The 19,888-nt window shown below is 44.5% G+C and carries 15 protein-coding genes; 4 read left to right on the top strand and 11 right to left on the bottom strand.

The window, feature by feature from the left end; all coding sequences use genetic code 11:
* Positions 1–3 precede the first annotated feature (3 nt).
* From cas6f to cas1f, 6 genes are all read right to left on the bottom strand, one after another.
* The gene (gene cas6f / locus ACFFJH_RS15390; protein ID WP_390213817.1) at positions 4–594 is read right to left on the bottom strand and encodes a type I-F CRISPR-associated endoribonuclease Cas6/Csy4; all 591 of its coding nucleotides are present in this window, start codon (positions 592–594) and stop codon (positions 4–6) included.
* Between the two features lie 3 nt (positions 595–597).
* On the bottom strand, positions 598–1,614 hold the full coding sequence (gene csy3 / locus ACFFJH_RS15395) for a type I-F CRISPR-associated protein Csy3 (RefSeq protein ID WP_390213818.1): 1,017 nt from the start codon (positions 1,612–1,614) through the stop codon (positions 598–600).
* 10 nt (positions 1,615–1,624) lie between these two features.
* A complete protein-coding gene (gene csy2 / locus ACFFJH_RS15400; RefSeq protein ID WP_390213819.1) occupies positions 1,625–2,524 on the bottom strand; it encodes a type I-F CRISPR-associated protein Csy2 in 900 nt (299 codons plus the stop codon).
* A complete protein-coding gene (csy1, locus tag ACFFJH_RS15405) occupies positions 2,521–3,771 on the bottom strand; it encodes a type I-F CRISPR-associated protein Csy1 (RefSeq protein WP_390213820.1) in 1,251 nt (416 codons plus the stop codon). The genes csy2 and csy1 overlap by 4 nt, the downstream gene beginning before the upstream one ends.
* 103 nt (positions 3,772–3,874) lie before the next feature.
* A complete protein-coding gene (gene cas3f / locus ACFFJH_RS15410; RefSeq protein ID WP_390213821.1) occupies positions 3,875–7,240 on the bottom strand; it encodes a type I-F CRISPR-associated helicase Cas3f in 3,366 nt (1,121 codons plus the stop codon).
* Positions 7,237–8,220 (bottom strand): type I-F CRISPR-associated endonuclease Cas1f, encoded by a 984-nt coding sequence (gene cas1f / locus ACFFJH_RS15415; RefSeq protein ID WP_390213822.1) that lies wholly within the window; start codon positions 8,218–8,220, stop codon positions 7,237–7,239. The genes cas3f and cas1f overlap by 4 nt, the downstream gene beginning before the upstream one ends.
* Positions 8,221–8,504: 284 nt before the next feature.
* Between cas1f and ACFFJH_RS15420 the strand changes: the two genes are divergently transcribed.
* Positions 8,505–9,377, top strand: a complete 873-nt coding sequence (locus tag ACFFJH_RS15420) for a WYL domain-containing protein (RefSeq protein WP_390213823.1) — start codon at positions 8,505–8,507, stop codon at positions 9,375–9,377.
* A gap of 272 nt (positions 9,378–9,649) precedes the next feature.
* Here ACFFJH_RS15420 and ACFFJH_RS15425 read toward each other — a convergent pair whose 3' ends face one another.
* Together ACFFJH_RS15425 and ACFFJH_RS15430 are read right to left on the bottom strand one after the other, a co-directional pair.
* Positions 9,650–9,865: a hypothetical protein gene (locus ACFFJH_RS15425; protein WP_390213824.1), complete on the bottom strand. Its 216-nt coding sequence runs from the start codon at positions 9,863–9,865 to the stop codon at positions 9,650–9,652.
* 226 nt (positions 9,866–10,091) lie between these two features.
* Positions 10,092–11,009 carry a foldase protein PrsA gene (locus ACFFJH_RS15430; RefSeq protein WP_390213825.1) on the bottom strand — a complete coding sequence of 306 codons (918 nt, stop codon included), beginning with the start codon at positions 11,007–11,009 and terminating at the stop codon, positions 10,092–10,094.
* Between the two features lie 246 nt (positions 11,010–11,255).
* Here ACFFJH_RS15430 and ACFFJH_RS15435 point away from each other — a divergent pair, with 246 nt between their 5' ends.
* The 3 genes from ACFFJH_RS15435 to ACFFJH_RS15445 all read left to right on the top strand — a co-directional run bounded on the left by ACFFJH_RS15435 (position 11,256) and on the right by ACFFJH_RS15445 (position 15,160).
* Complete coding sequence (locus ACFFJH_RS15435; RefSeq protein ID WP_390213826.1) at positions 11,256–11,744, top strand: hypothetical protein; 489 nt, start codon at positions 11,256–11,258, stop codon at positions 11,742–11,744.
* Positions 11,745–11,909: 165 nt separating this feature from the next.
* Positions 11,910–13,988, top strand: coding sequence for a methyl-accepting chemotaxis protein (locus tag ACFFJH_RS15440; protein ID WP_390213827.1), 2,079 nt, complete (start codon positions 11,910–11,912; stop codon positions 13,986–13,988).
* A 392-nt stretch (positions 13,989–14,380) separates the two neighbouring features.
* A complete protein-coding gene (locus ACFFJH_RS15445; protein ID WP_390213828.1) occupies positions 14,381–15,160 on the top strand; it encodes a hypothetical protein in 780 nt (259 codons plus the stop codon).
* Positions 15,161–15,286: 126 nt separating this feature from the next.
* Here the strand turns inward: ACFFJH_RS15445 and ACFFJH_RS15450 are convergent, their stop codons facing one another.
* The 3 genes from ACFFJH_RS15450 to ACFFJH_RS15460 all read right to left on the bottom strand — a co-directional run bounded on the left by ACFFJH_RS15450 (position 15,287) and on the right by ACFFJH_RS15460 (position 19,841).
* Positions 15,287–16,165: an AraC family transcriptional regulator gene (locus ACFFJH_RS15450; RefSeq protein WP_390213829.1), complete on the bottom strand. Its 879-nt coding sequence runs from the start codon at positions 16,163–16,165 to the stop codon at positions 15,287–15,289.
* 113 nt (positions 16,166–16,278) lie between these two features.
* Positions 16,279–17,025: a hypothetical protein gene (locus ACFFJH_RS15455; RefSeq protein ID WP_390213830.1), complete on the bottom strand. Its 747-nt coding sequence runs from the start codon at positions 17,023–17,025 to the stop codon at positions 16,279–16,281.
* 74 nt (positions 17,026–17,099) lie between these two features.
* Complete coding sequence (locus tag ACFFJH_RS15460) at positions 17,100–19,841, bottom strand: TonB-dependent receptor (RefSeq protein WP_390213831.1); 2,742 nt, start codon at positions 19,839–19,841, stop codon at positions 17,100–17,102.
* Between the last annotated feature and the right edge of the window lie 47 nt (positions 19,842–19,888).

Raw genomic sequence — 19,888 nt, forward strand, 5'->3', positions numbered from 1 at the left:
GGCTTAAAAATCAGGAACAGTCGCGACTGAGCTTAACCCGTATGAGGTAAAAACACCGGACATCGGTTGAGAGAATTCTTCCCTCTCAATAAACAGTTGAAACCGTTCACCGCGACTTAAACTACCTAAATTAATAAAAGGTTGATGCAATTTTTGTTCTTTAAATCCCTCCAATGACATCAGTGCTTGTTCTAGCGAAATGTCTTTTCGACTTGCCTTTCTTCTGGCAAGTCGATGTACATTTGATTTCGCTTGCACACGGCTAAAACAATAATACCGTTTGATATTTTCTGGTACTGCCCGCGCCTGCGTAATATGCACATAATCATTCAGTCGACGAAGCCATTTTGCCAAATCTAGTTGTGCCAACGTAGCTTCATCGAGTGCAAATATTCTCAATTTATTTCCTATAAAACCAGAGATATTTTCCTGACCAAGTTTATATTGAGGGAAAGACACGCCAACTGGTTGATCGGGGTATGCATTCTGGATTTCGACCAATGCTAAATGAAGTTGCGTATATAGCTTTGGCCAAATCGCATACATACCTACTTCAGCTTGCGGTAGTAGAGTAAGTTCCTGATAGTATTTCATGGCTTATTCCTTGCTGCTTTGACCAAAGACCCCACCTCGAACCAAAACTCCCATGACGTAGTGTTCTTGTTCTTTGCTGGCTAGCTTTTCACCTAAAGCAAAGCGATCAAACAAACTGTAAAAATCAAGCTTTTCTTTTGGCGTTCGATAAGCTTTGCCAAGATTAGTCACTGCACCGTATGGCTCAATGGCGATTGGACCAATGTTGGCTGTTTCAAACTCTGGATACCATGTATCAATTGAACGAAGTGCGTTTCCAATTTTTTGTGAATGCATGGCAGCGACATCTTTCACTGCATAGAGAATTTTGCTTTTGTCGCCTTTACCTTTATCCAAAACCAATTCTTCACTCGGATACACTTCTTGCGCTATACCGACCAATGCATAGGCATTAACAGAAATGAGAAACGCTGGTGCCTTTCCACTCAAAGTTTCTGCAATTTTATCAGCCAAAACTTGTACATCGGAGTGCGAACTATCAAAATGCCGTGTTGAAAATTCGTTTGCGTCGAATATCCAATGCTCACTTCCAATCTGCACATGAACTTCGATCTTTTCTGCGCCTATTCGGTTGCGCCATAAATAACGTCCATTTGCAATATTGATGGCATAACGTCTAGCTAACTCGGTAAAGCCTTCTTGCTCTATATAGTTTTTGGCGACCGTTTCATAAGACTGCTTAAATAAGGCGTTATTACATGCAGAAGGTGTTTCTACTCCGCCTAAAACCTTTAATGTGAAATGTAATTTCAAGGTATCTTGATGCTCACCCAAAGCACAAGCATCTACTTTTTGTAGATTGGCTTTTTCAACTTCTGCATTCAATTTTAGTGGGTCATTTTGAATCGCTGGTTTAAGACGATTCGAGATAGTACCTCGTACGGATTTCTCAATCAGATTAAGTGGCGTTGATTCTTGCGTACGTTTTTCCCAGGTTGTGCCATACAAATAGCCATCTGAGGAAACAAGTTTTTTTTCAAATGCGAGTACAGATGCGATCATATTGTCATTTTTAGCCATGATAATTCTCCTATGCGTTCAAAGTATTTGTGGTTGATTCAATGGTGCGGCAAACGTACAAATTTTTTGCTTGATCAGCATGGTATTGCCATAGCATGTGATCCAAATTTTGAATGCGGTAAGGCATCACAAACTCACCAAGCGTAACGACACTTTCAGCAAATCTATGCGGAGTATCCGTATCACGTTGATTGACAGCCTTCCCTAGTTCAGAAATGCCTTGAAACCCAACAGCTATAGGCACTAGCCAACCCGATTCGCGTCGCTTACTAGTCCAACTTACCTTACCGTCGGCATCTTGTTCTGAGCGATGCTGTACGCTTAAATGACTAATTAAGGCGGTCAACACATCCTCGCCGTCTGTCATTGCTGCAACCAATAAATCACGACGTTCAAGTAAGACATGCCCCAGCATCAGTTTGCGTGTAAGTGCACGGACACTGCTCTCAATGTCTTCATCAACCAAGTGTAATTCTGATTTTTTTGCGGATTGAATATCGCCGCTCGCCATTTTTATTTGTATAAGAATGGCATCTACTTTTTGCAGCAAATGATCACTGTGATCGGGATCGACGTTCTTATATTCGATCAGCAATGACACTTCTAAATGGCAACGTGCTTCTTCAATAAAAGCGGGACGGCTACCATCTTTATCCAAAGGATTGGAGGTGCCAATAATAGAGTGAACATAATCCCCATTTCCTTTATACGTTTGCAGATTCAAATCATGGCAACTCACTGCAACAGATGAAAAAATTAATTCACTAAATCCAACTTCATTGAGACGTCGCTGCAAGGCGTGTACCGCCCCCAGCCATGCCGTCATAGCAGGAAATCCAATCGTATAAGGGCTACTCATCGCATTGGCATTGTGGATTTTTATGTGTGGGAGTAAAACAAAACGTCTCATTTGAAATACTCCTTATCGTTGGTAATGGCATCTTCCACAAAGCCACGGATATGCCTCAATTCATCATCACTCAACAAGATGCGCTGGTCTTTTAAAGTGCCCTCGTAGGTTTGCACAATCCAACGTGAGAATTGAAGCGCGATATCATCTATCCAATCGACATTCGATTCTCGCTCAGCTACTAGCGCATCATCGAGCCAGATACGCTGTGCTCCGGGTAGAGATTGATAATGCTCAGATGTTGACCAGCCGCTTTCGAACGCACGGATTTTAAAGACTTGCTCTAAGACGCGGTCGATCACGCGCGTAATCAACTTGGGAATTTGTTGGCGTACTGTGCGATTATTGGTTTCGGACTTCATTAACTCATGTAGCTCAATGAAATCATTTCTAAATAAGAAAGGGCGTAAGCTGTTTCTAAAGAAATCCTTTGCTGGCAATCGCACTTCACGTATGTGTAACTGAGGCGGAACACTGATCAAAAAATAAAATAGCCCTCTATTCTTACTATTTAATGTACTAATATTTTGTGGATTTGATCCACCATATGAAATCATCGCCACATTTGGTAAATCATCGTACCCAAACTCATCAAACAAGTTATTTTTACGTGCAAGTTTTGCTCCTTCATTTTCTTTTTGAAAGCGGATCGCCTCAACTTTATCTTTCAAAATGCTGGAAATTCCTAGCGACGTTAGAATAGATAACAAATGGTATCCGTCATCAACAGGGAAAAAAACTTGCTTAACTAAGGAACTGGTAGTCTGTACGTTATCCTTCTGAATGAGCTGCAAAAAATCCCGCCTTATCTGTTCATAATCAATATTTGGAATTTTTAACGCCAATTGAATCTCATTACTATCACTTTCTAAATGGCTTAGGACTGAGCGACCATCATCTAAAATAATGTTTAAAAAATTCCAAACATTTATCGCCTTTCCATTTGCATAAACATCCCTTTCATAGAAAATATTTCCACTTCTAAAATAACCATCGACGTCAGGCTGACATTCCGCAATGTTCGAAGAAGTCTTCGCGTCAGGATGACTGACTTTTGCAGTATGGCTCTCTATCGAAATTTTCGATGCAAGCCTAGCAGCATCTGGGAGCCAATTTGACAACAAAAACATTTGTTCAGCTTCAATTTTAATACTTGCTAAGTCTGACAAATCTTTCACTGACTTGCTCTTCTCTTTGATTCGAGCAGCAATTTTTTCAGTAAAGAAATTTGAAATTTGTTGATTCATATATTCATCTTTCGTTAAATTAATTTACAGAACTAAGATTGAACTATTCATTTCATATCAGCACCTCATCTGTTTGCATTCGCTAATCAGAAGCCTATGAATATCAGTTTGTTTTGACACGCAAACCAAATTGATCGGAATATTCAAACTCCTTTCCCCCATAACTTTTATCGTCTGGATTGATAGGTATAGAAATCTCTCCATACCTTAAAGATTTTGTTCGCATTATTTGCTCATCGTGGTCAGTAAGATTTGTTTGTTGATCGAACCCACATTCACGGCGCAGTGCTTGTTCATAACTTCTGTTGAGCCATAAGCGCTCAGATATTTTCGAGGGTAGTTCTGAACTCCGACGTATGCCTAACATCGTCTCTCTAGGAATTGGCTTACCCTTTTCATCTTTTTCACAAAAACAGGTTTGCCCTGTTTCCCATACCAAGAACATCGACAACTCAGGCTTACTCGCTCTAAATCGTGTCAATTGTTGAGGCAATGCCGTCATCCACCAATAGGCAGTCAGCCAATCTTGCAAACGCTCGGGGCCTTTTGCTTTGTAGTTCGTTAGGATATTGCTGATTGCCTGATGCTCTAAATCAGCAAGCCGCTCGGCTGGTCGCAACACATCCACAGGCAAGATACGTGGTGTCGCATCCACTTTTTTGTTGAGCAGTTCTTCATCAAGTAAATGACATAAATCATGCGTTTTCAAACGCAGACTCTTGGCGTTTTCAAAGCCTGGTCGACAATATGCTGCAGCATTCTTATTACGTAAGGCTTTAAGATTAGTTTGCATAATCGCGATGTTCGTCTGCGTCACAGCCGTTGTCCGATGCCGCCGTACTCGCCCTGCTAATTGAATAATGGAGCGATAAGAAGACGGCTCAATCACAGCCCAATCAAAATCATGGTCACGCCCTACTTCTTCAACCGGAGTCGCAACTAATATAAATAGAACATGTTCCGTTTTGGCTTGATTAATATGCTGGCGGATAATTGGATTATCAAAAGCTATGGGCATCTCATCTGACTTCTCTTTACGCTTTAACACCTGATCTAAATGTTGTTCTTGCTCATGTCTTAAGAGTAAAACTTGGCGACTGTGGTACGCCATCACTTTGGGCGTACAGCCTTCCGGCCAATCGGTTTCCAACAAATAATTTGTTAATGCGATGCATGGCGGAATATTCGCCACACGCATGACGCCAAATGAGATTTTTTTTCCTGTCAAATTATCGACTGAATGATGTGCAAGATGTAACTGAGTTGCAGCAAATTTCATCTGTTCAAAAAAGAGAATTTCGGATTTATCCGCAGCCTGTTCTCTTATCAGCGCAATGCACGGCACGATATAAGCTTTGCGCTTAATGACTTGACTCAATAATTGTTTAACGCGAGATTGAATAAAATCTTTGTGCGTGCTTCGATACTGCAAGTAGCGATCTTCAGAAGTAGCTTGGTCAATAAAATGTACTTGTGTATTAAATTCATCGACCCAGGCACAGGCAATATTGGCATGCGCGTCGAGGAACTGCCGATGTATGCGCCAACCTTCTTGATAAGCATTAAAATAGCCTTCTGCTAAAGTAGGAGGAATCGTCGCGGAAGAAATCATCACCTTACGTCCGAGCATTCCCGCCAAATGAATTAATCGTCCGATTGAGATCAAATCATTGCCATCAAAATCATCAATCTCATCAATAACCAAATCGGAAGATAGCAATCGCAAACAAGGCAAAATGTATTTTCCACCGCGCGTGGTTTCCGTCGCTGCCATGAGGTGATCGATAGTACATGCGAGTACTGGTTTATACAGAAAAGCCTTGTTTTTTTCCGCTAACTTTTTTTCATGCTTGGGGAAAATTGCATCCAGAAATTCAGCCGTGGGCGACTCATCGTAATCAATATCTTCGTCTAACAAGGCTTCCAAGGATTCCGATCCGGCTTCGTCATAAGTAGATTCCGTAACGACGAGCTTACTTTTAGATTTATCGTGGAGTGCTTTTACGGCCGATGAACCAATCAATACAGCAAGCTCATCTGAACCCAAACCGATCCTGTCGCGGTATTCATCACCTGTTTGCAACGTCAAAGTGCGTAAGCCGAGCGCCAAAATAAAGCGCAGACTTTCACCATCATCCGATAAGGCACGCATAAGCTTAGCGTTTGCCATGGTTTTGCCACATCCAGTGCTCGCCATATTCACAATAAACCAGCCGTACTTGGTATCGATAGCTTGTTGCTTTTGGCGAAATACAGTGACTTTCCCGACCGCTTGATCCTGCCATTCGAAACCCTTTGGACTTTTCTTCTTCAGGCTTTGAATATCGTAGGCAGATATCATCTCAGAACTAAAGCGTGATAAAGACTGCGTGACAGATAGCGCCTGTTGACTCACATTCACTAAATGCTCATCAAGGCGCTGTTTGAGCTTTCTTTCTTGATCCGTATTGGCGTACAGATCAAGGCTTGTTTTCCAAGTTGTGCTTGCCGAACAGGATGAGTAATAATGGTCGCCCAACATCAACGACAATCGGGCATGGTGTAGAACAAGCCGCCATGTACCATTTTCTATTACCTCAATTCCAATCTGTTCTTCTAGAAGCAAGCGTCTCGCCCATTTTTTTACTTTACTTAACCATGCCTCGGATTGCGACAGCAAACCGTGAGGGAACACAAAACAATTATTTAAACGATTTTTGTAATCAGGTCCGTCAACAATGCTTTGATACCCCCATTTTGCGCTGACACTTTTCAATAAGGAGCTAATATCTTTTCGTTCGGCGCCGTAATATTGATCCTTATCCTGAGTCGCAGGTAAGCGATGATGCGTGACAATCAGCCATGCAAGGAGTTGCGCTATCGGTGGCAGATTTTCTAACGGCTTTTCGGAGTTTTTACCAATAGATTCAATCAAAAATCGATCATCAATTTTTCCTTGAGAGAGTAGATTCAACCATGCTTGATCCGTCTTCGTTTCCCCTGCGTAGTTGACTAGCGCATGCAGTAACAAACACGATATCCATTCATGGCGAAGAGGATCACCTTCCTTGCTACTTTTCTTCAATTTATCTTGAAACAATAAAGTTGCCTTGCCCCAGTCATGTAAAAGTGCTGCAAGTGCGGTCAGAGCTTTTATAAGGGGTAGATACTGCCAATTATTTTCCCATCCTCCATGTTGATGATCCTTCCGCGTCGAATTCACGGGCACTATTCCTTGAGAATTAAACTGTCGACGATTACCGACGATCCAAGCCAACTCGCTCCGACTCCGCGACCGTATCCAATGACAAGCAACAGCCGTATTTTTACTGGCGGTCTGCCGCAACATTTTTTTTAACGTCAACAAACCGTCTTCAGTAATCACCGTCTGCCAGGTGTTATCGCCTATGCGATCAGCAAAGGCATCTAGTACACGACGGGTTTTCTTTAAGGCGTTTTTTTGACACTGCGATGTAAAGATGACCATCATGACTTTGTTTCTTCCGCTTTGGCATCAATCTCTACTTCACCTCTCAATGACAGTTCTTTCATTTGATCAAACATAAAATCCAGCGCCTTATGATTAGTAAAAGCCAACAAACATTGCTGCCGAAACTCTTGTTCAGTAGCGTTTTCTTTAGCACAGATAAATGCCCAGGGTAGTACCAGCGCATCTTTGATGAGGTCGGCGACATCGAAGACCAGTGCGCCTCTGCGAGTTTTGCCGTGCATGACGGCAAAGCCATGGGGAATACCCAGTACCCATAGCGTCGTGGCGGCTAATCCATATGCTAGGTAATTGCCGTGATTGAGAAAAGCGTTGGCGCGGTCGGTGCTGTCATGATCGCGGATGAAGTTGACTTGTTTTGTTTGTCCTGCGGCATACTTGTAAAGTGCTTTGGTAAGCTGTGCTTCGGCTAGCAGTAAATCGCTCGCTTTTTCGGTGCTGCTGATGCGTTGCTCGCAATGGCTGAGAGCGGCTTGTATGTTTGCGTCATCTGCATGAAAACCTTCTGCACGTAGATCTTTGTCTTTGCTCCAGACTTGGCGTAGAAATTCTATGCGACGTTGTTGTAAGGATTTGGCGGTGGCGAGTCTTTGTTCTGGATCAAACCAGAATGAGAGCCAGCCTTGTACGTATTGGGTTGGTCGATATTCGCTTTGCGGTGTCATCCATTCGATTTCGTTACCCATGTAAAGTGGTATGCCACCACCGCCGCAAAATCCGACCAGCACGCCAGCGCGTGCCAGCATTCGCACTGCGGCGTGGGTAATGGAGGTACCGGAGCCTAGCATGAGGACGGTTGTGTTGACGATTGGAATATTCCAATAATGATTGTCGTCTTTTGCCTCAGTCAAGTAGAGCACGCGTCCATCTTTTTGCATTACCCTACAATGCTCCAGATAATAAAGATTGGCACGTTTCGAGTGCAGTATCGCTTTAAGGTCTGAAGGTGATAGATCGTCCATAAATTCCTTGGTTCAATTTCTATTTGTCTTTGTGGTGGCGATGATTTGAAATGTGGATCTACATTATTTTTGACTCGTTTGATTCAGACTTCTGATTTGACATTCCTCAAACTTATTTCTGGATGCCGAATCAAGCTCGGTATGACACTACAAAGGTGCTCATTTCTTTTACTGTTTTAGTGACCGACTTTGATAGTATGTTGAATAATTATTTTTTCCTATACTGATTACAAACACATGACCATTTTTCAGGCAGATCTTTTGATAAAAATTAAGGGACATCTATGAATTCGCCGGACCGTTTTCCTTTTCGTTGGGATTTGTTAATGCGCTATCGTTTGATTGAGATCGTCGCGCAATGGGAAGGTCGTCTGACGACTAATCATTTGATGAATAGTTTTGGAATAGGTCGGCAACAGGCGAGTAAGGATATTCATTTTTATTTGTCGTCGATTGCACCTGACAATCTGGTCTACGATAAGTCACTCAAAGGCTATACTCCCGCTGCAAATTTTGTGCCTGTATTGACGACGGGGACGGCGGATGAATATTTGCATGTACTAAGTCGTAGCAAAGATATCGCACATACGTTTACTGGATTGGATTTAGGTTTTACGCATACTGAAATTTTGCAGGTGCCGTTACGACAGATTGATCCTTTGATTTTGCGCACTATTGTGCAGGCTGCACGCGGACATCGACGTGTTGATTTAAGCTACATATCAATGACGTCTGGTGTGGAGGAAGGCCGCATTATCGTGCCGCATACCTTGGTGTGCACACCTTTACGCTGGCACGTGCGAGCGTATTGTGAAAAGCATGGTGAATTTCGCGATTTTGTATTGAGCCGGTTCCGTGGTGTGCCTGAGCTACTAGAAGAGAGCACACATACCAACGACGAGGATCATCCTTGGCATACGGAAGTGACGATACAGATTAAACCCGATAGTCGTCTAAACAGTACCCAACAAGCGATATTGGCGCATGACTTTGGGATGGTGGATGGGTGTTTACATGTAAAAACACGTGCGCCTCTAGTGAGTTACGTGTTACAAGCATTTAACTTAGATGCGAATAAGCTCGATGCAGATCCGTTAGCACAACAAATCGTGATCGCGAATCGACATGAGATCATGGGCTATTTGTTTAATAAGTGATTATTTAGTTGCTCTTTAGATCCATAGAATTCGATGAGTTTAACGTAGCTAGAGCGCAATTAATTCTATGTCCTAAAAAAGAAATTTGCCAATAAAGCAAAGTTATTGACGTGATATAAGGGAGTTTGAAGTCGCGGCCGAAGTTGGTAAGAAGACCTCCAACAAAAAGTCCACCTTAAAACTAATCAAGGTGGACTTTTTTGTGCAAATTTGACGGCAGAAATTTCTAGCCCACCATCAATATTGTTCTGACCTATCTCACATCAACAGTCTTATCTAACTTCACAAAGTTGTCCAACATCGCCAGAGTAAATCAAACGGTTGCAGCGGCTGGCATTGAATTGTTGGCAGGAGCTAGAATCGCCTTGTGAGCAAGCGCATAATAAATCAACGCAATACTCATAAGTAATGGCATAAGCTGGACTCATAGATACAGCAATACCAAGGCCAATCGCAAAACTAAATAGGGCTTTTTTTAATTTAATCATTGTTGTCTCCATTGATTGATTTGTTGAGTGGCTAGTATTAGACAGGCCACAAAAAATACTATCATGAAATTTTGTTTTGAAAAATTAATTTAAATAGAAATTAAAAATTGATTAAAACATCACATTATAGTGATTTGTTCGTCCCCAATTAGTTCGAGTTAAAAAAATCAGATACAAAAAAACCGCCACGAGGGCGGTTTTTTTGGGCGCTAAACTAGCGGCGAAATTATTTGCTGGCTGCTGGTGTAGCTGCCGCTGGTGCTGATGCTGCGGCTGGTGAAGAAGCGGCTGCCGATGCTGTCGCAGATGCTGCTGAAGCACCGACGATTTCTATCTTGGCTTTTTCTTTCATTTCATCCAATAATTTTTTCAAATTCTGTTGTTGAATTTGTTGAGTCAAACGTGGTTTGACTTGCTCTAATGTTGGCGCTTCTTTAGCACGTATGTCGTCTAACAAAATCACGTGGTAGCCAAATTGGGATTTGACTGGCTCTTCGCTGAATTTGCCTTTTTCCAATTTAACGACTGCTGCGCCGAATTCTGGCACCATGCCGCGTGGGTCAAACCAGCCTAAATCGCCGCCTTTTTCTTTGGAGCCTGGATCTTTAGATTGTGCTTTCGCCAGTGCTGCGAAAACTTTGACGTCTTTTTTCAATTTAGCGATGATGGCTTTTGCTTCGTCTTCTTTCTCTACCAAGATATGACGGGCAGAGACTTCGTTACCTGCTGTTGCTGCTTTGATTTTGTCGTATTCTGCTGCGTATTGAGCGTCAGTGACTGGGCTGTTTTTTAAGAAATCATCCACGAAGCCTTGTGCCAAGATGCCGAGACGTGACATTTCGATTTGGTCTGCTGTTTCGCCTTTTTTGTCCAAGCCTTTTTTGACTGCTTCATCTGCCGCCAGTGTTTGCAATGCGAGGTTGTCGATAATCATTTTGCGCATTTCTGGTGTGTCTGGCATACCTTGAGCGGCTTGCTGTTTCATGATCATGTCAACTTGTTTTTTGCTAATAGCTTTACCGTTAACAGTTGCGGCGATCACGTCGGCGACTGAATCAGCTGGTTTGTCCGTGCCTTTTGAGCAGCCAGTCAATGCCATAAGTGCTATTGCGCTACCAATGACGAAACGGGATTTAATCAACATCGTGGTGTTCCTTTATGATTTTCGGTGTAAGACAGCAGCAAAGCTACTGCGAATTAATGATAGTAATGGTAATAGTAAAACTGCAAAATAAGTGGCTACTGTCAGCGGTAGTCAATCGTTTAAAAAAGCGATTGCGAATTTTACCTGTGATTTCACAATTACACTTAAAATTCGCACAGTTTGCGCGGCTTGTTTGCTTGTTTCAACACAAAGACTAAAGAAATATTTACCTAGGGAAAATAGCAGATGATCGATTTTTCAGAAATGTTACCGGTTGGGATGGTAGCGCACGGGGGACAAGTGGCACAAATCATGGCGGAAATCGCTCAGCGCCAACGCGGCGTGCCGGGTTGGGAGGCGTTTCATTATGAGAAAATTTCTGACGCTGCGGTCGAACTTACCGGCGGCATCGTCAGCCATAGTAGTGGCAGCAAACGCTGGTTGGAGCCGCATGATTGCATCACGATTCCGTTTGCCGCAGTCATCGCCGAGATGAGGGCGCAGGGTTTGTTGCCCGCCGCTATCCCTGTCCCTGCGCCTAGTGCCGAGGTCGAGACGGTCAATACACCTGCGAGCACGCTTCCGTCGTCGGCATTGGCGTCCAGTGATGGCCTGAGATTGAATGTGACGTTTGCTTTACCAGCCGATCCACAGGAGCGACAACGTATTTTGCAGGCGTTTCATTTACAGGCGAATATTCTGGGTGCGCAAGTGATGGCTTGTCGTTTAGAGTAAGCATTAGCTTGATGCATTCATGCAAGCGATATAGGCAGATTGAATACATCAAGTCATATCAGTTTTCTGTAAAAAGTAATGCTGTCGTCACAGCGCAGTCATACTCCTTAAGTACAGTGGAAATAGATTTTTATTTCCTTCCGTTAATTTTTTTACGGTGTACTTATGTCTGCTCTCTTTGCTCCTGCGATCTCCGGCATGCGCCGCCTGCGTTTATTACCCAAATTTTTGATTGTCGCTTGTCTGTTTGCGGTTCCTGCCATCGTCGTAAGCAGCCTATTTATTTGGGAACTGAATAAATCGATCGCGCTGACCCAGAAAGAGCAGTTAGGGGTACAGCAAGTCGGTGTCATCCATCAACTAGTACAGCTCAGCCAGCAGCATCGTGCTTTGAGACATTTAGGTTTAGCGGGTAATAACGAGGCTTTGAATAAAGCCAGTAAATTGAGCTCGGACATAGAACAAGAGTTTAATCGCCTTCAACAATTAAACTCACAGCATCCCGAATTAGGTACCCAAGAAGAATTGCAAAAAGCCGTCGCTGATTGGAAAAACATTCAAGACAAAATCGCTACCCACAAAGCCAAAGACAGCTATCTCGCTCATCATCAACTCTTAGAACAGCTCAATAAACTGGCGATTCAGGTCGCTGACAATACCCATCTGAGTCTTGATCCTAAAGTGGACACCTACTATCTGATCAGCCTATTTAGTAAATCTGTACCAGAATTTGCGGCGGTTATCGCCGATACCAGTGCACGTGGCGCTCCGTATATCGACACCGGTTTATTGGAGCCGAACGAAGATGTTTTGATCAACGCCAATGTCATGCTCAGTCAAAGAGATTTGCCTAAAATTGGTACGCAGCTCAAAGCAGTGATACTCGCGAATCCAACACTGAAAGAGTTAGAGCAACAAAGTAATAAGCTACTGGCCGACAATCAGGCGTTTTTAGAGCGTACCAAAAACGAAATCTTAAATACTTTAAACCAAAGTTCAGGCAACGCGTATCTAGCAGCCGGTCAACAAGTCGTGACAGACTGGTTTCAGCTTAATCATACGGTCGCTAATTTGATTGAATCTAAGCTGCAACACAGAGTTGAGAGCGACGTGTGGAATCGGAATGCGATGTTGTTGGGGATATTGTTATTACTCGGTCTGGCGAGCTATTTGTTGGCGGGTTTTTATCTGGCGTTTTCGAGTGAATTACGTAACTTAAGTCAGGCGGTGCATCGGGTGTCCAATGGCGATCTTAGCACTGCGATCACCAGCAAAGCCGATGACGAAATCGCGCAGTTACTAAAAGCCTTTGATGCCATGCGTCAGGTGTTAGCACAGTTAGTCGCGAATATACGTCATGGTAGCGATAGCATAGGCAGCGCCTCACATGATATTGCTCATGGCAATGCAGATCTGTCGCAACGCACAGAGCAGCAAGCCAGCTCCTTGGAAGAAACTGCGTCATCCATGGAAGAATTAACCTTGACCGTTAAGCAGAACGTACAAAGTGCGCAGCAGGCCAATCAAAAAGCCTTGTCATGCACCGAAGTCGCACAACAAGGCTGCATCGCAGTACAACAATTGGCCGATATGATGGAAGGCATACAGCAATCATCCAAGCGTATCAACGACATCATTGCCGTCATCGATAGCATCGCTTTTCAGACCAATATCCTCGCTTTAAATGCGGCGGTAGAAGCCGCACGTGCCGGTGAACAAGGACGCGGCTTTGCGGTTGTGGCAAGCGAAGTACGCAATCTGGCGCAACGCTCAGCAAGCGCCGCGAAAGAGATTAAAACCTTGATTACGCATTCCAATCAACAAGTACACAGTGGCCACCAGCAAGTAAAAAATGCCGGAACTACCATGCGTCAAATTCTCGATCAAATTCACGCTTTGAGCCAAAATGTACAAGCGATTGCAGAGGCTAGCATTGAACAAGGTGACGGTATCACGATGGTCAATGCGACCTTAAGCCAATTGGATCAAATCACCCAACAAAATGCGGCCTTGGTAGAACAAGCGGCCGCCGCGGCAGAAAGCATGCACAGCCAAGCACTCAAATTAAGCGATGCAGTGGCGGTGTTCCAAGTTGATGAGCGCTATACGACGACAGAGCAAAGTGAGTCGCCGAGTACATCAGAATTAGTCGAATTGGAGACCTTAGAATTGAGCCACGCGCAGCCGACAAACACTAAGCGTAAGACCAAACGACTAGCGCAAATGCGCCCCTTGCCACTGTGAAGTGAGAAGTATCAATGGTTGCAGCTAGAAATATGATGAAGCATAGGTATCTACACAAGTCGGAACTTCACCAAAAGTCCCCTCCCTTTCAAGGGGAGAGTTAGGGTGGGGCTGGGCTATAGTGACGCAATCAGCAGTTTCTATCGCACGACTAAAACCCATCCCCATCCCAACCTTCCCCTTGAAGGGGAAGGAGTTATCCATTTTATTTGCGGTCTGATTTTTCATTGAAAACCCAAGTCAATTTATCCAACACTACCTCCCAACTGACGATCATCAATCATTTCACAACTCATCAATCATTCCTCAATCATTTACCAGTCGTTTCTGAATCTGTAATATGACGGGCTAGGATCAAACGTCTAACACCCAATTTATTCAGCGACTATTTCATGAAAACAAAATTCTCAAGAGAAAAATTCGTACGACGTGTGCGTGCTCATCTAGAACACGATGGATTTCCTCGATTAGAAATGACTTTGATCGTGGCACTCACAGGTCTGACTGGTTTTTTAAGCTCGTTTTTACTTTTGCAATGCGGTTTTTACACCCTGTGGCTGCGCTATCTTTGTGCATTTGGTGTGGCTTATGTTGTGTTCTTTGGTTTGCTTTGGCTATGGTTACAAAAGCGCCAGCATGACATGTTCGATACGGTCGATATTTTAAATGTGATGCCTTCACCGTCGTCATCATCCCAAGCCGCGGAAGTTTCTTCTAATTTGATGGAAGCAGGTGCTGGTGATTTTTCTGGCGCGGGGGCTAGCGATAGTTTTGCCAGTGTAGCGTCAGAAGAATCCTCTAGTTCGCTCAGCGGGGTTGGCGATGCCTTAGAAGTCGTCGGAGAGGCTGATGATTTCGCCATTCCCTTAGTCATTATTCTGGCAATCGGCGCCGCTGTATTGGCCTTACTGGCTTCATCGGCGGTAGTGATCGCGAGCGCACCTGCGCTATTTGCGGAATTAATCGTGGATGGTTTTTTATCGGCTAGTCTGTATCACCGTTTGAAAGGTCTGCATACGCGCCATTGGTTAAATACCGCACTACGCAAAACGATTTTGCCCTTCCTGTTCAGCGCGGTTTTCTTTGCTGGCCTAGGCTGGCTCATGCAACACATGGTGCCACAGGCACATAGCTTGGGTGAAGTCATTCATCATTTTCGAACTACGCCATAAACTACGGTCATAAACGACGACCATAAACTATGACTGGACACTGTGTGTCCTATTGGCTCGCATACGACTGAACGGCAATCAGATCGTCACCTGATTGTCCGTTTTATCATGCCAGCATAGTCACGTTCAAGCGCTCTGCAAAGCTAGATAAATCGCCGTTTTTAACTCGCCCGGCGCGGTGTCTCGTGGATTATTTAAATACACTTCAAACACGGGCACATCGGCAGCTTCGTATCCAGAGGCCGGTAGCCAAACGCCAAAAAACCATTGATAAGCCGCATGCATATCTGAGTACGGCCCTTGATACTGCAACACCGCATAAGCGCCACCTTTGATATCATGTTTTTCAAATGGGGCCTGACTATTGGCCTGCTGTTCAGCACTCACCGAAAGACAGGCAATAGAGCGTAATTCGGTTTCGGCGACCAAAGCCGGGTCATCAAAATAAATACCTATCATTTGGCTATCAGGACCGAATAACTGGCGAGCACCAGCCAGCCCTACCAATTGATCAAATGCCTGGCCAATGCCCATATAATTACCACGATGGGAAATACCCACCAAGGCCATGGGGGCGACTTCTTGTACCTGTACTGGAAACATCGTTTCACTCCTTATTGCTTGTGCTACAGAAAATTGTGTATGACTGCCGTGCTTGCGGTAGCGAGCTGGCGGCATGCCATACACACCGGAAAAAATACGTGTAAATGATTGCAGATTGCTATAGCCACACACTTGGGCAATTTGCTCTATGCTGTCTGAGGTCTTGACCAGTAAATTGGCCGCCCGTTGCAGGCGTAAGCGTTTGACCGTCGCTGCCAGACTTTCGCCGCAAAATGATTGATAAATCCTGTGCCAGTGATACGGCGACATGCAGGCAATTTCAGCCAGATGATTGAGATCTAAATCTCGTTCCAAATTCTCATGCAGATAGTCAACCACGCGCCGAAAACGTCGCTCGTAACTAGCTCTGTGTGCGCTGATAGTCGTGAGTTCTTGCTCCATTTGGTTCTCCTCAAGTTCAATGAGTGAAACAATAGCATGGAGTGATTTGACAAATCTTGCGGACTTATTGCCCGCAAGATTTTAGGATGACATATTGCGTAGAACTGTCTTGATCAGGCTTTAGAAAATGCTGCTTCTAAGCGCTTTAACAAAGGTTTATGCATGGCGTAATGATGATTATTCCAGTGCTTTTGCATGCGCTCAATTTCTTGACGTTGTGCTTGTGCGGTAGCGACATCTCCGACACTCAGAGCCCAGATCGCATATTCAGCGTAAGCATCGACGCTACCGTGATCTTTGGCAGCTTTAGAAAATTCCTCGCGTGCCGCATCATTTTGACCTTGCAAGGCATACGCTTGCGCTAGCAATAAGCCAACCTGCTCTTTACGGAAATCAGCATGCAATTGGCGTATCTTCAGCAATAATTCCAACGCCGCATCGCCCTGTTGATTTTGTAAACCCGCCTTCGCAGCACCGAACAATATCTCGCGTTCAGTGGCGAAAGGTCCTCGCAAACATGCTTCATATTGCACCGCCGCTTGCTGCGGATCTCCCGCCTCTAAATACGCCGACGCGAGACGCATTTGATTTTGTGCCGATGGCGTTAAATCAAATGCCTGCTGCGCTTCACGTAGTTCTTTGCCTGGATCAAGCGCCTTCAAAGCGGCAGAAGTCAATTTATTCGCACCATGCTGTAAGCGACTATCTGGCAAATAAATCGCGAAAAAATACACAATACTACCTAGCAAAGGAAAAGCAAATAAAATCATCAACCAATACATTTCACGGCGATTGCGTATCGCATGAACCGCAAAAAATATTGCAACCAAAACGTGTAAACCAACTCCTAAATACGGCATATTTCTTTATCCTTCTAATGACCAAATCTTCCCACATAAACTGGGTTAAACAAGTTTCATAACTACGAACTCATTTATCTAAACGAATACTGCGCACTCACATAAAAAAAGCGTCCGCGCGGATCAGTATAGCTAGGATCATATCCAGAGATGAAGAAGTTAGCCTGATTCGAAAACGGTGGTGCCGTATTGAAGATATTTTGTATACCGCCACGCACACTCAGATTCTTGTTCACAGCATAGCTCGCAGACATATCCCATAACGAATAGGCTTTGACTTTATTTTTCGCGACCACGCTACCATTGTCGATATTAATCGCAGAATTTTGATCATCGTAAGCGGTGGAATAAGTATTGCCTAAAGTTGCCGCGTACGCGCCTTGTTCCCAATTTAAGCTCAAACGATGACGCCAACGTTGTACCACACCATCGGTGACGAATTTACCCAGATTACTTACATAAGCATCGCCAGGATTGGTCTGTAATTTTGAATCCAACATCAGCGTACCGAGCATGCGCGCGCTGAATTTACCCCAATCCGTTTTAATACCATGCAACTCCATCGCCAAATCCAGCCCCGTTGCCTTTTGCGCGCCGCGATTCTCTTTGCGTAATTCGATATAGTCGATATAACCGTCTTCATCGCGATGAACTAAGTTCCCGTATTTACTCAAATTACCCAAGATAACATCGTCACCGATTTCGCTAATCAAATTGGTGCGTTTAATACTCCAATAGTCGATGCTGAAAGTCCAGTTGCGGCTAGGTTCAAAAATCATCCCCATCGTATATTGGCGACTGCGTTCTGGCTTTAAGTTGGGATTGCTATAGCGACGAGTGTTCCAGCTATCTGCACACACCGACAGATCATTGTCGTTATCAGCGCAATACACGGGATCAGGCAAAGTCGCGGTGGAACTGTATTGCGTAGGACGATACAAATCCGACAAAGACGGCGCTCGGAATCCGCTACCAACTGAGGCACGGAATAACCAATCCTTACTAGGCTGATAGCGCAAACCCAGTTTAGGGCTAGAGGCGCCACCCACACCTTGATAGCGATCATGACGTAAAGCCACTTGCATTTCCAATTCTTTACTTAAGGGTGCGAGCAACTCCGTGTAGACACCCTCAACGTGACGTGAATCTCGCGTTGCTTTACCGCCTTCTGGTGCGAAATCATTGTTAATGTTATCGCTCATCAACAGGGCTGACGGCGTGAAAATTGAACGTTCGCGCCGTAATTCTCCGCCAACTGCCAAAGACAAATCGCCACCATCCAAACGCATCAATGGACGTGAAGCTTTAAGGTCCAGAGCCGTCATCGTGCCGCGGGCATGGCGTACTTCTTCATTGACTTGAATACCGTTTAAATATTTCACTCCTTCCGCGCTAGAAGGTCCAAAAGGATTAATCAAACCACGATTAATACCGTCCATTAATTTGTCATACAAAACATAACCATGGGTATCGCGATCACGCACCGTATTCACGCTTTGATTCACGCCTATGTCGTAATCCCAACCCGCCACGCTGCCATTGAAACCCATCACAAAACGTTGCGCTTCGCTGGTCAATTCGCTAGTACGATTGCCCGCTTCTTTCAGGCGCATGCGCAGTACCAATTCTCCCGGGACATCATCATCCGTGACTTTATCTAAGCCCGTATTCGCCAACAGCGGCACCAGCTTGTAATCGATGGTACCCGTGACCCGTGCTGACGAGCCTACGTAATAAGTTTTAGCTTGGCTCCAAGTCGCTTCGGCATAAAACTGATGATCAGGATTAATTTGGAATACCGCGCGCGTCAACAAACTGGATTTATCTGACTTAGGATACAACTCAGTGTCGCCCATATAGTCATAAGTACAGGCGTTCTCACCACCGGTACCAGCTGGCAGATACAGATTGGCGGGTGGTTTACAGTTGGGAGCAGAGAAATTGATCAATCGGTTAACGATAGGTTTGCCATTGATTTTAAAACCTTGCTCCTGCAGGTAATCACGTTGGCTCGATGACAAACGAATATTCGCAGGATCGGTATAACTGGAAAGTAAATGTCCTAGGCGCTGAGGAATCTGCAATGCGGGTATGAATTTTCTTTGTGAAGTAAACAAACTATCTGTGTGCTGCTGATCTACTACCGCAAAAACATTATAGCCATCCTTCGCGATATCACCGATACCACCACTCAAAGTGAAGCTGCGTTTACCAGCGCCACCTTCCTTGGTACGGCCCCAGTACGTACTGGCTTCAAATCCTTGAAAGTCTTTGCGGGTAATGAAATTAATGACGCCACCAATAGCATCTGTACCGTACAAAGCGGATGCGCCGTCCAATAAAACCTCCACGCGCTCTATCGCGGCGGCGGGAATATTATTCAAATCCACACCGGCATCATCACCGGGTGAAGCAAAGTTTGCCATCCGACGGCCGTTCAGCAAAATCAAGGTTGATGAGGTTCCCAAACCGCGTAAATTCGCTGAGTTAAAACCGCGCTGATCGCCACCCACATTAATACTGATACCATCGCTCAAACCACCCACGTTGGCTGCAACTTTCGCCAATAATTCAGACGCCGTGGTCACACCCGCTTTCAAAATCTCTTCACGATTAATGACTTGCACTGGCAAGGCTGATTCACTATCAACACGTTTAATGGCAGAACCGGTAATTTCTACGCGCGCCATCGGTTTGACCGGCGTCACTTCTTGCGCCTGTGCGGCGCAGCTGGCCACCAGTAACAATACTGCCTGTACCGTCAAACGTAATGGAAAACGCCGTTCGGCTTGATGAGGATCGATTCTTTTAGACATAGTAGTGTAGATTCCAAGGGTTAGATTTATAAAATATTTTCTAAAAA

The organism is Affinundibacterium danionis, assembly GCF_042432465.1.
Taxonomy (GTDB): domain Bacteria; phylum Pseudomonadota; class Gammaproteobacteria; order Burkholderiales; family Burkholderiaceae_D; genus Undibacterium; species Undibacterium danionis.

Excerpts from the sequence above, each read along its gene's own strand:
- cas6f (WP_390213817.1), bottom strand. The coding sequence starts at position 594 with ATGAAATACTATCAGGAACTTACTCTACTACCGCAAGCTGAAGTAGGT.
- csy3 (WP_390213818.1), bottom strand. The coding sequence starts at position 1,614 with ATGGCTAAAAATGACAATATGATCGCATCTGTACTCGCATTTGAAAAA.
- csy2 (WP_390213819.1), bottom strand. The coding sequence starts at position 2,524 with ATGAGACGTTTTGTTTTACTCCCACACATAAAAATCCACAATGCCAAT.
- csy1 (WP_390213820.1), bottom strand. The coding sequence starts at position 3,771 with ATGAATCAACAAATTTCAAATTTCTTTACTGAAAAAATTGCTGCTCGA.
- cas3f (WP_390213821.1), bottom strand. The coding sequence starts at position 7,240 with ATGATGGTCATCTTTACATCGCAGTGTCAAAAAAACGCCTTAAAGAAA.
- cas1f (WP_390213822.1), bottom strand. The coding sequence starts at position 8,220 with ATGGACGATCTATCACCTTCAGACCTTAAAGCGATACTGCACTCGAAA.
- ACFFJH_RS15420 (WP_390213823.1), top strand. The coding sequence starts at position 8,505 with ATGAATTCGCCGGACCGTTTTCCTTTTCGTTGGGATTTGTTAATGCGC.
- ACFFJH_RS15425 (WP_390213824.1), bottom strand. The coding sequence starts at position 9,865 with ATGATTAAATTAAAAAAAGCCCTATTTAGTTTTGCGATTGGCCTTGGT.
- ACFFJH_RS15430 (WP_390213825.1), bottom strand. The coding sequence starts at position 11,009 with ATGTTGATTAAATCCCGTTTCGTCATTGGTAGCGCAATAGCACTTATG.
- ACFFJH_RS15435 (WP_390213826.1), top strand. The coding sequence starts at position 11,256 with ATGATCGATTTTTCAGAAATGTTACCGGTTGGGATGGTAGCGCACGGG.
- ACFFJH_RS15440 (WP_390213827.1), top strand. The coding sequence starts at position 11,910 with ATGTCTGCTCTCTTTGCTCCTGCGATCTCCGGCATGCGCCGCCTGCGT.
- ACFFJH_RS15445 (WP_390213828.1), top strand. The coding sequence starts at position 14,381 with ATGAAAACAAAATTCTCAAGAGAAAAATTCGTACGACGTGTGCGTGCT.
- ACFFJH_RS15450 (WP_390213829.1), bottom strand. The coding sequence starts at position 16,165 with ATGGAGCAAGAACTCACGACTATCAGCGCACACAGAGCTAGTTACGAG.
- ACFFJH_RS15455 (WP_390213830.1), bottom strand. The coding sequence starts at position 17,025 with ATGCCGTATTTAGGAGTTGGTTTACACGTTTTGGTTGCAATATTTTTT.
- ACFFJH_RS15460 (WP_390213831.1), bottom strand. The coding sequence starts at position 19,841 with ATGTCTAAAAGAATCGATCCTCATCAAGCCGAACGGCGTTTTCCATTA.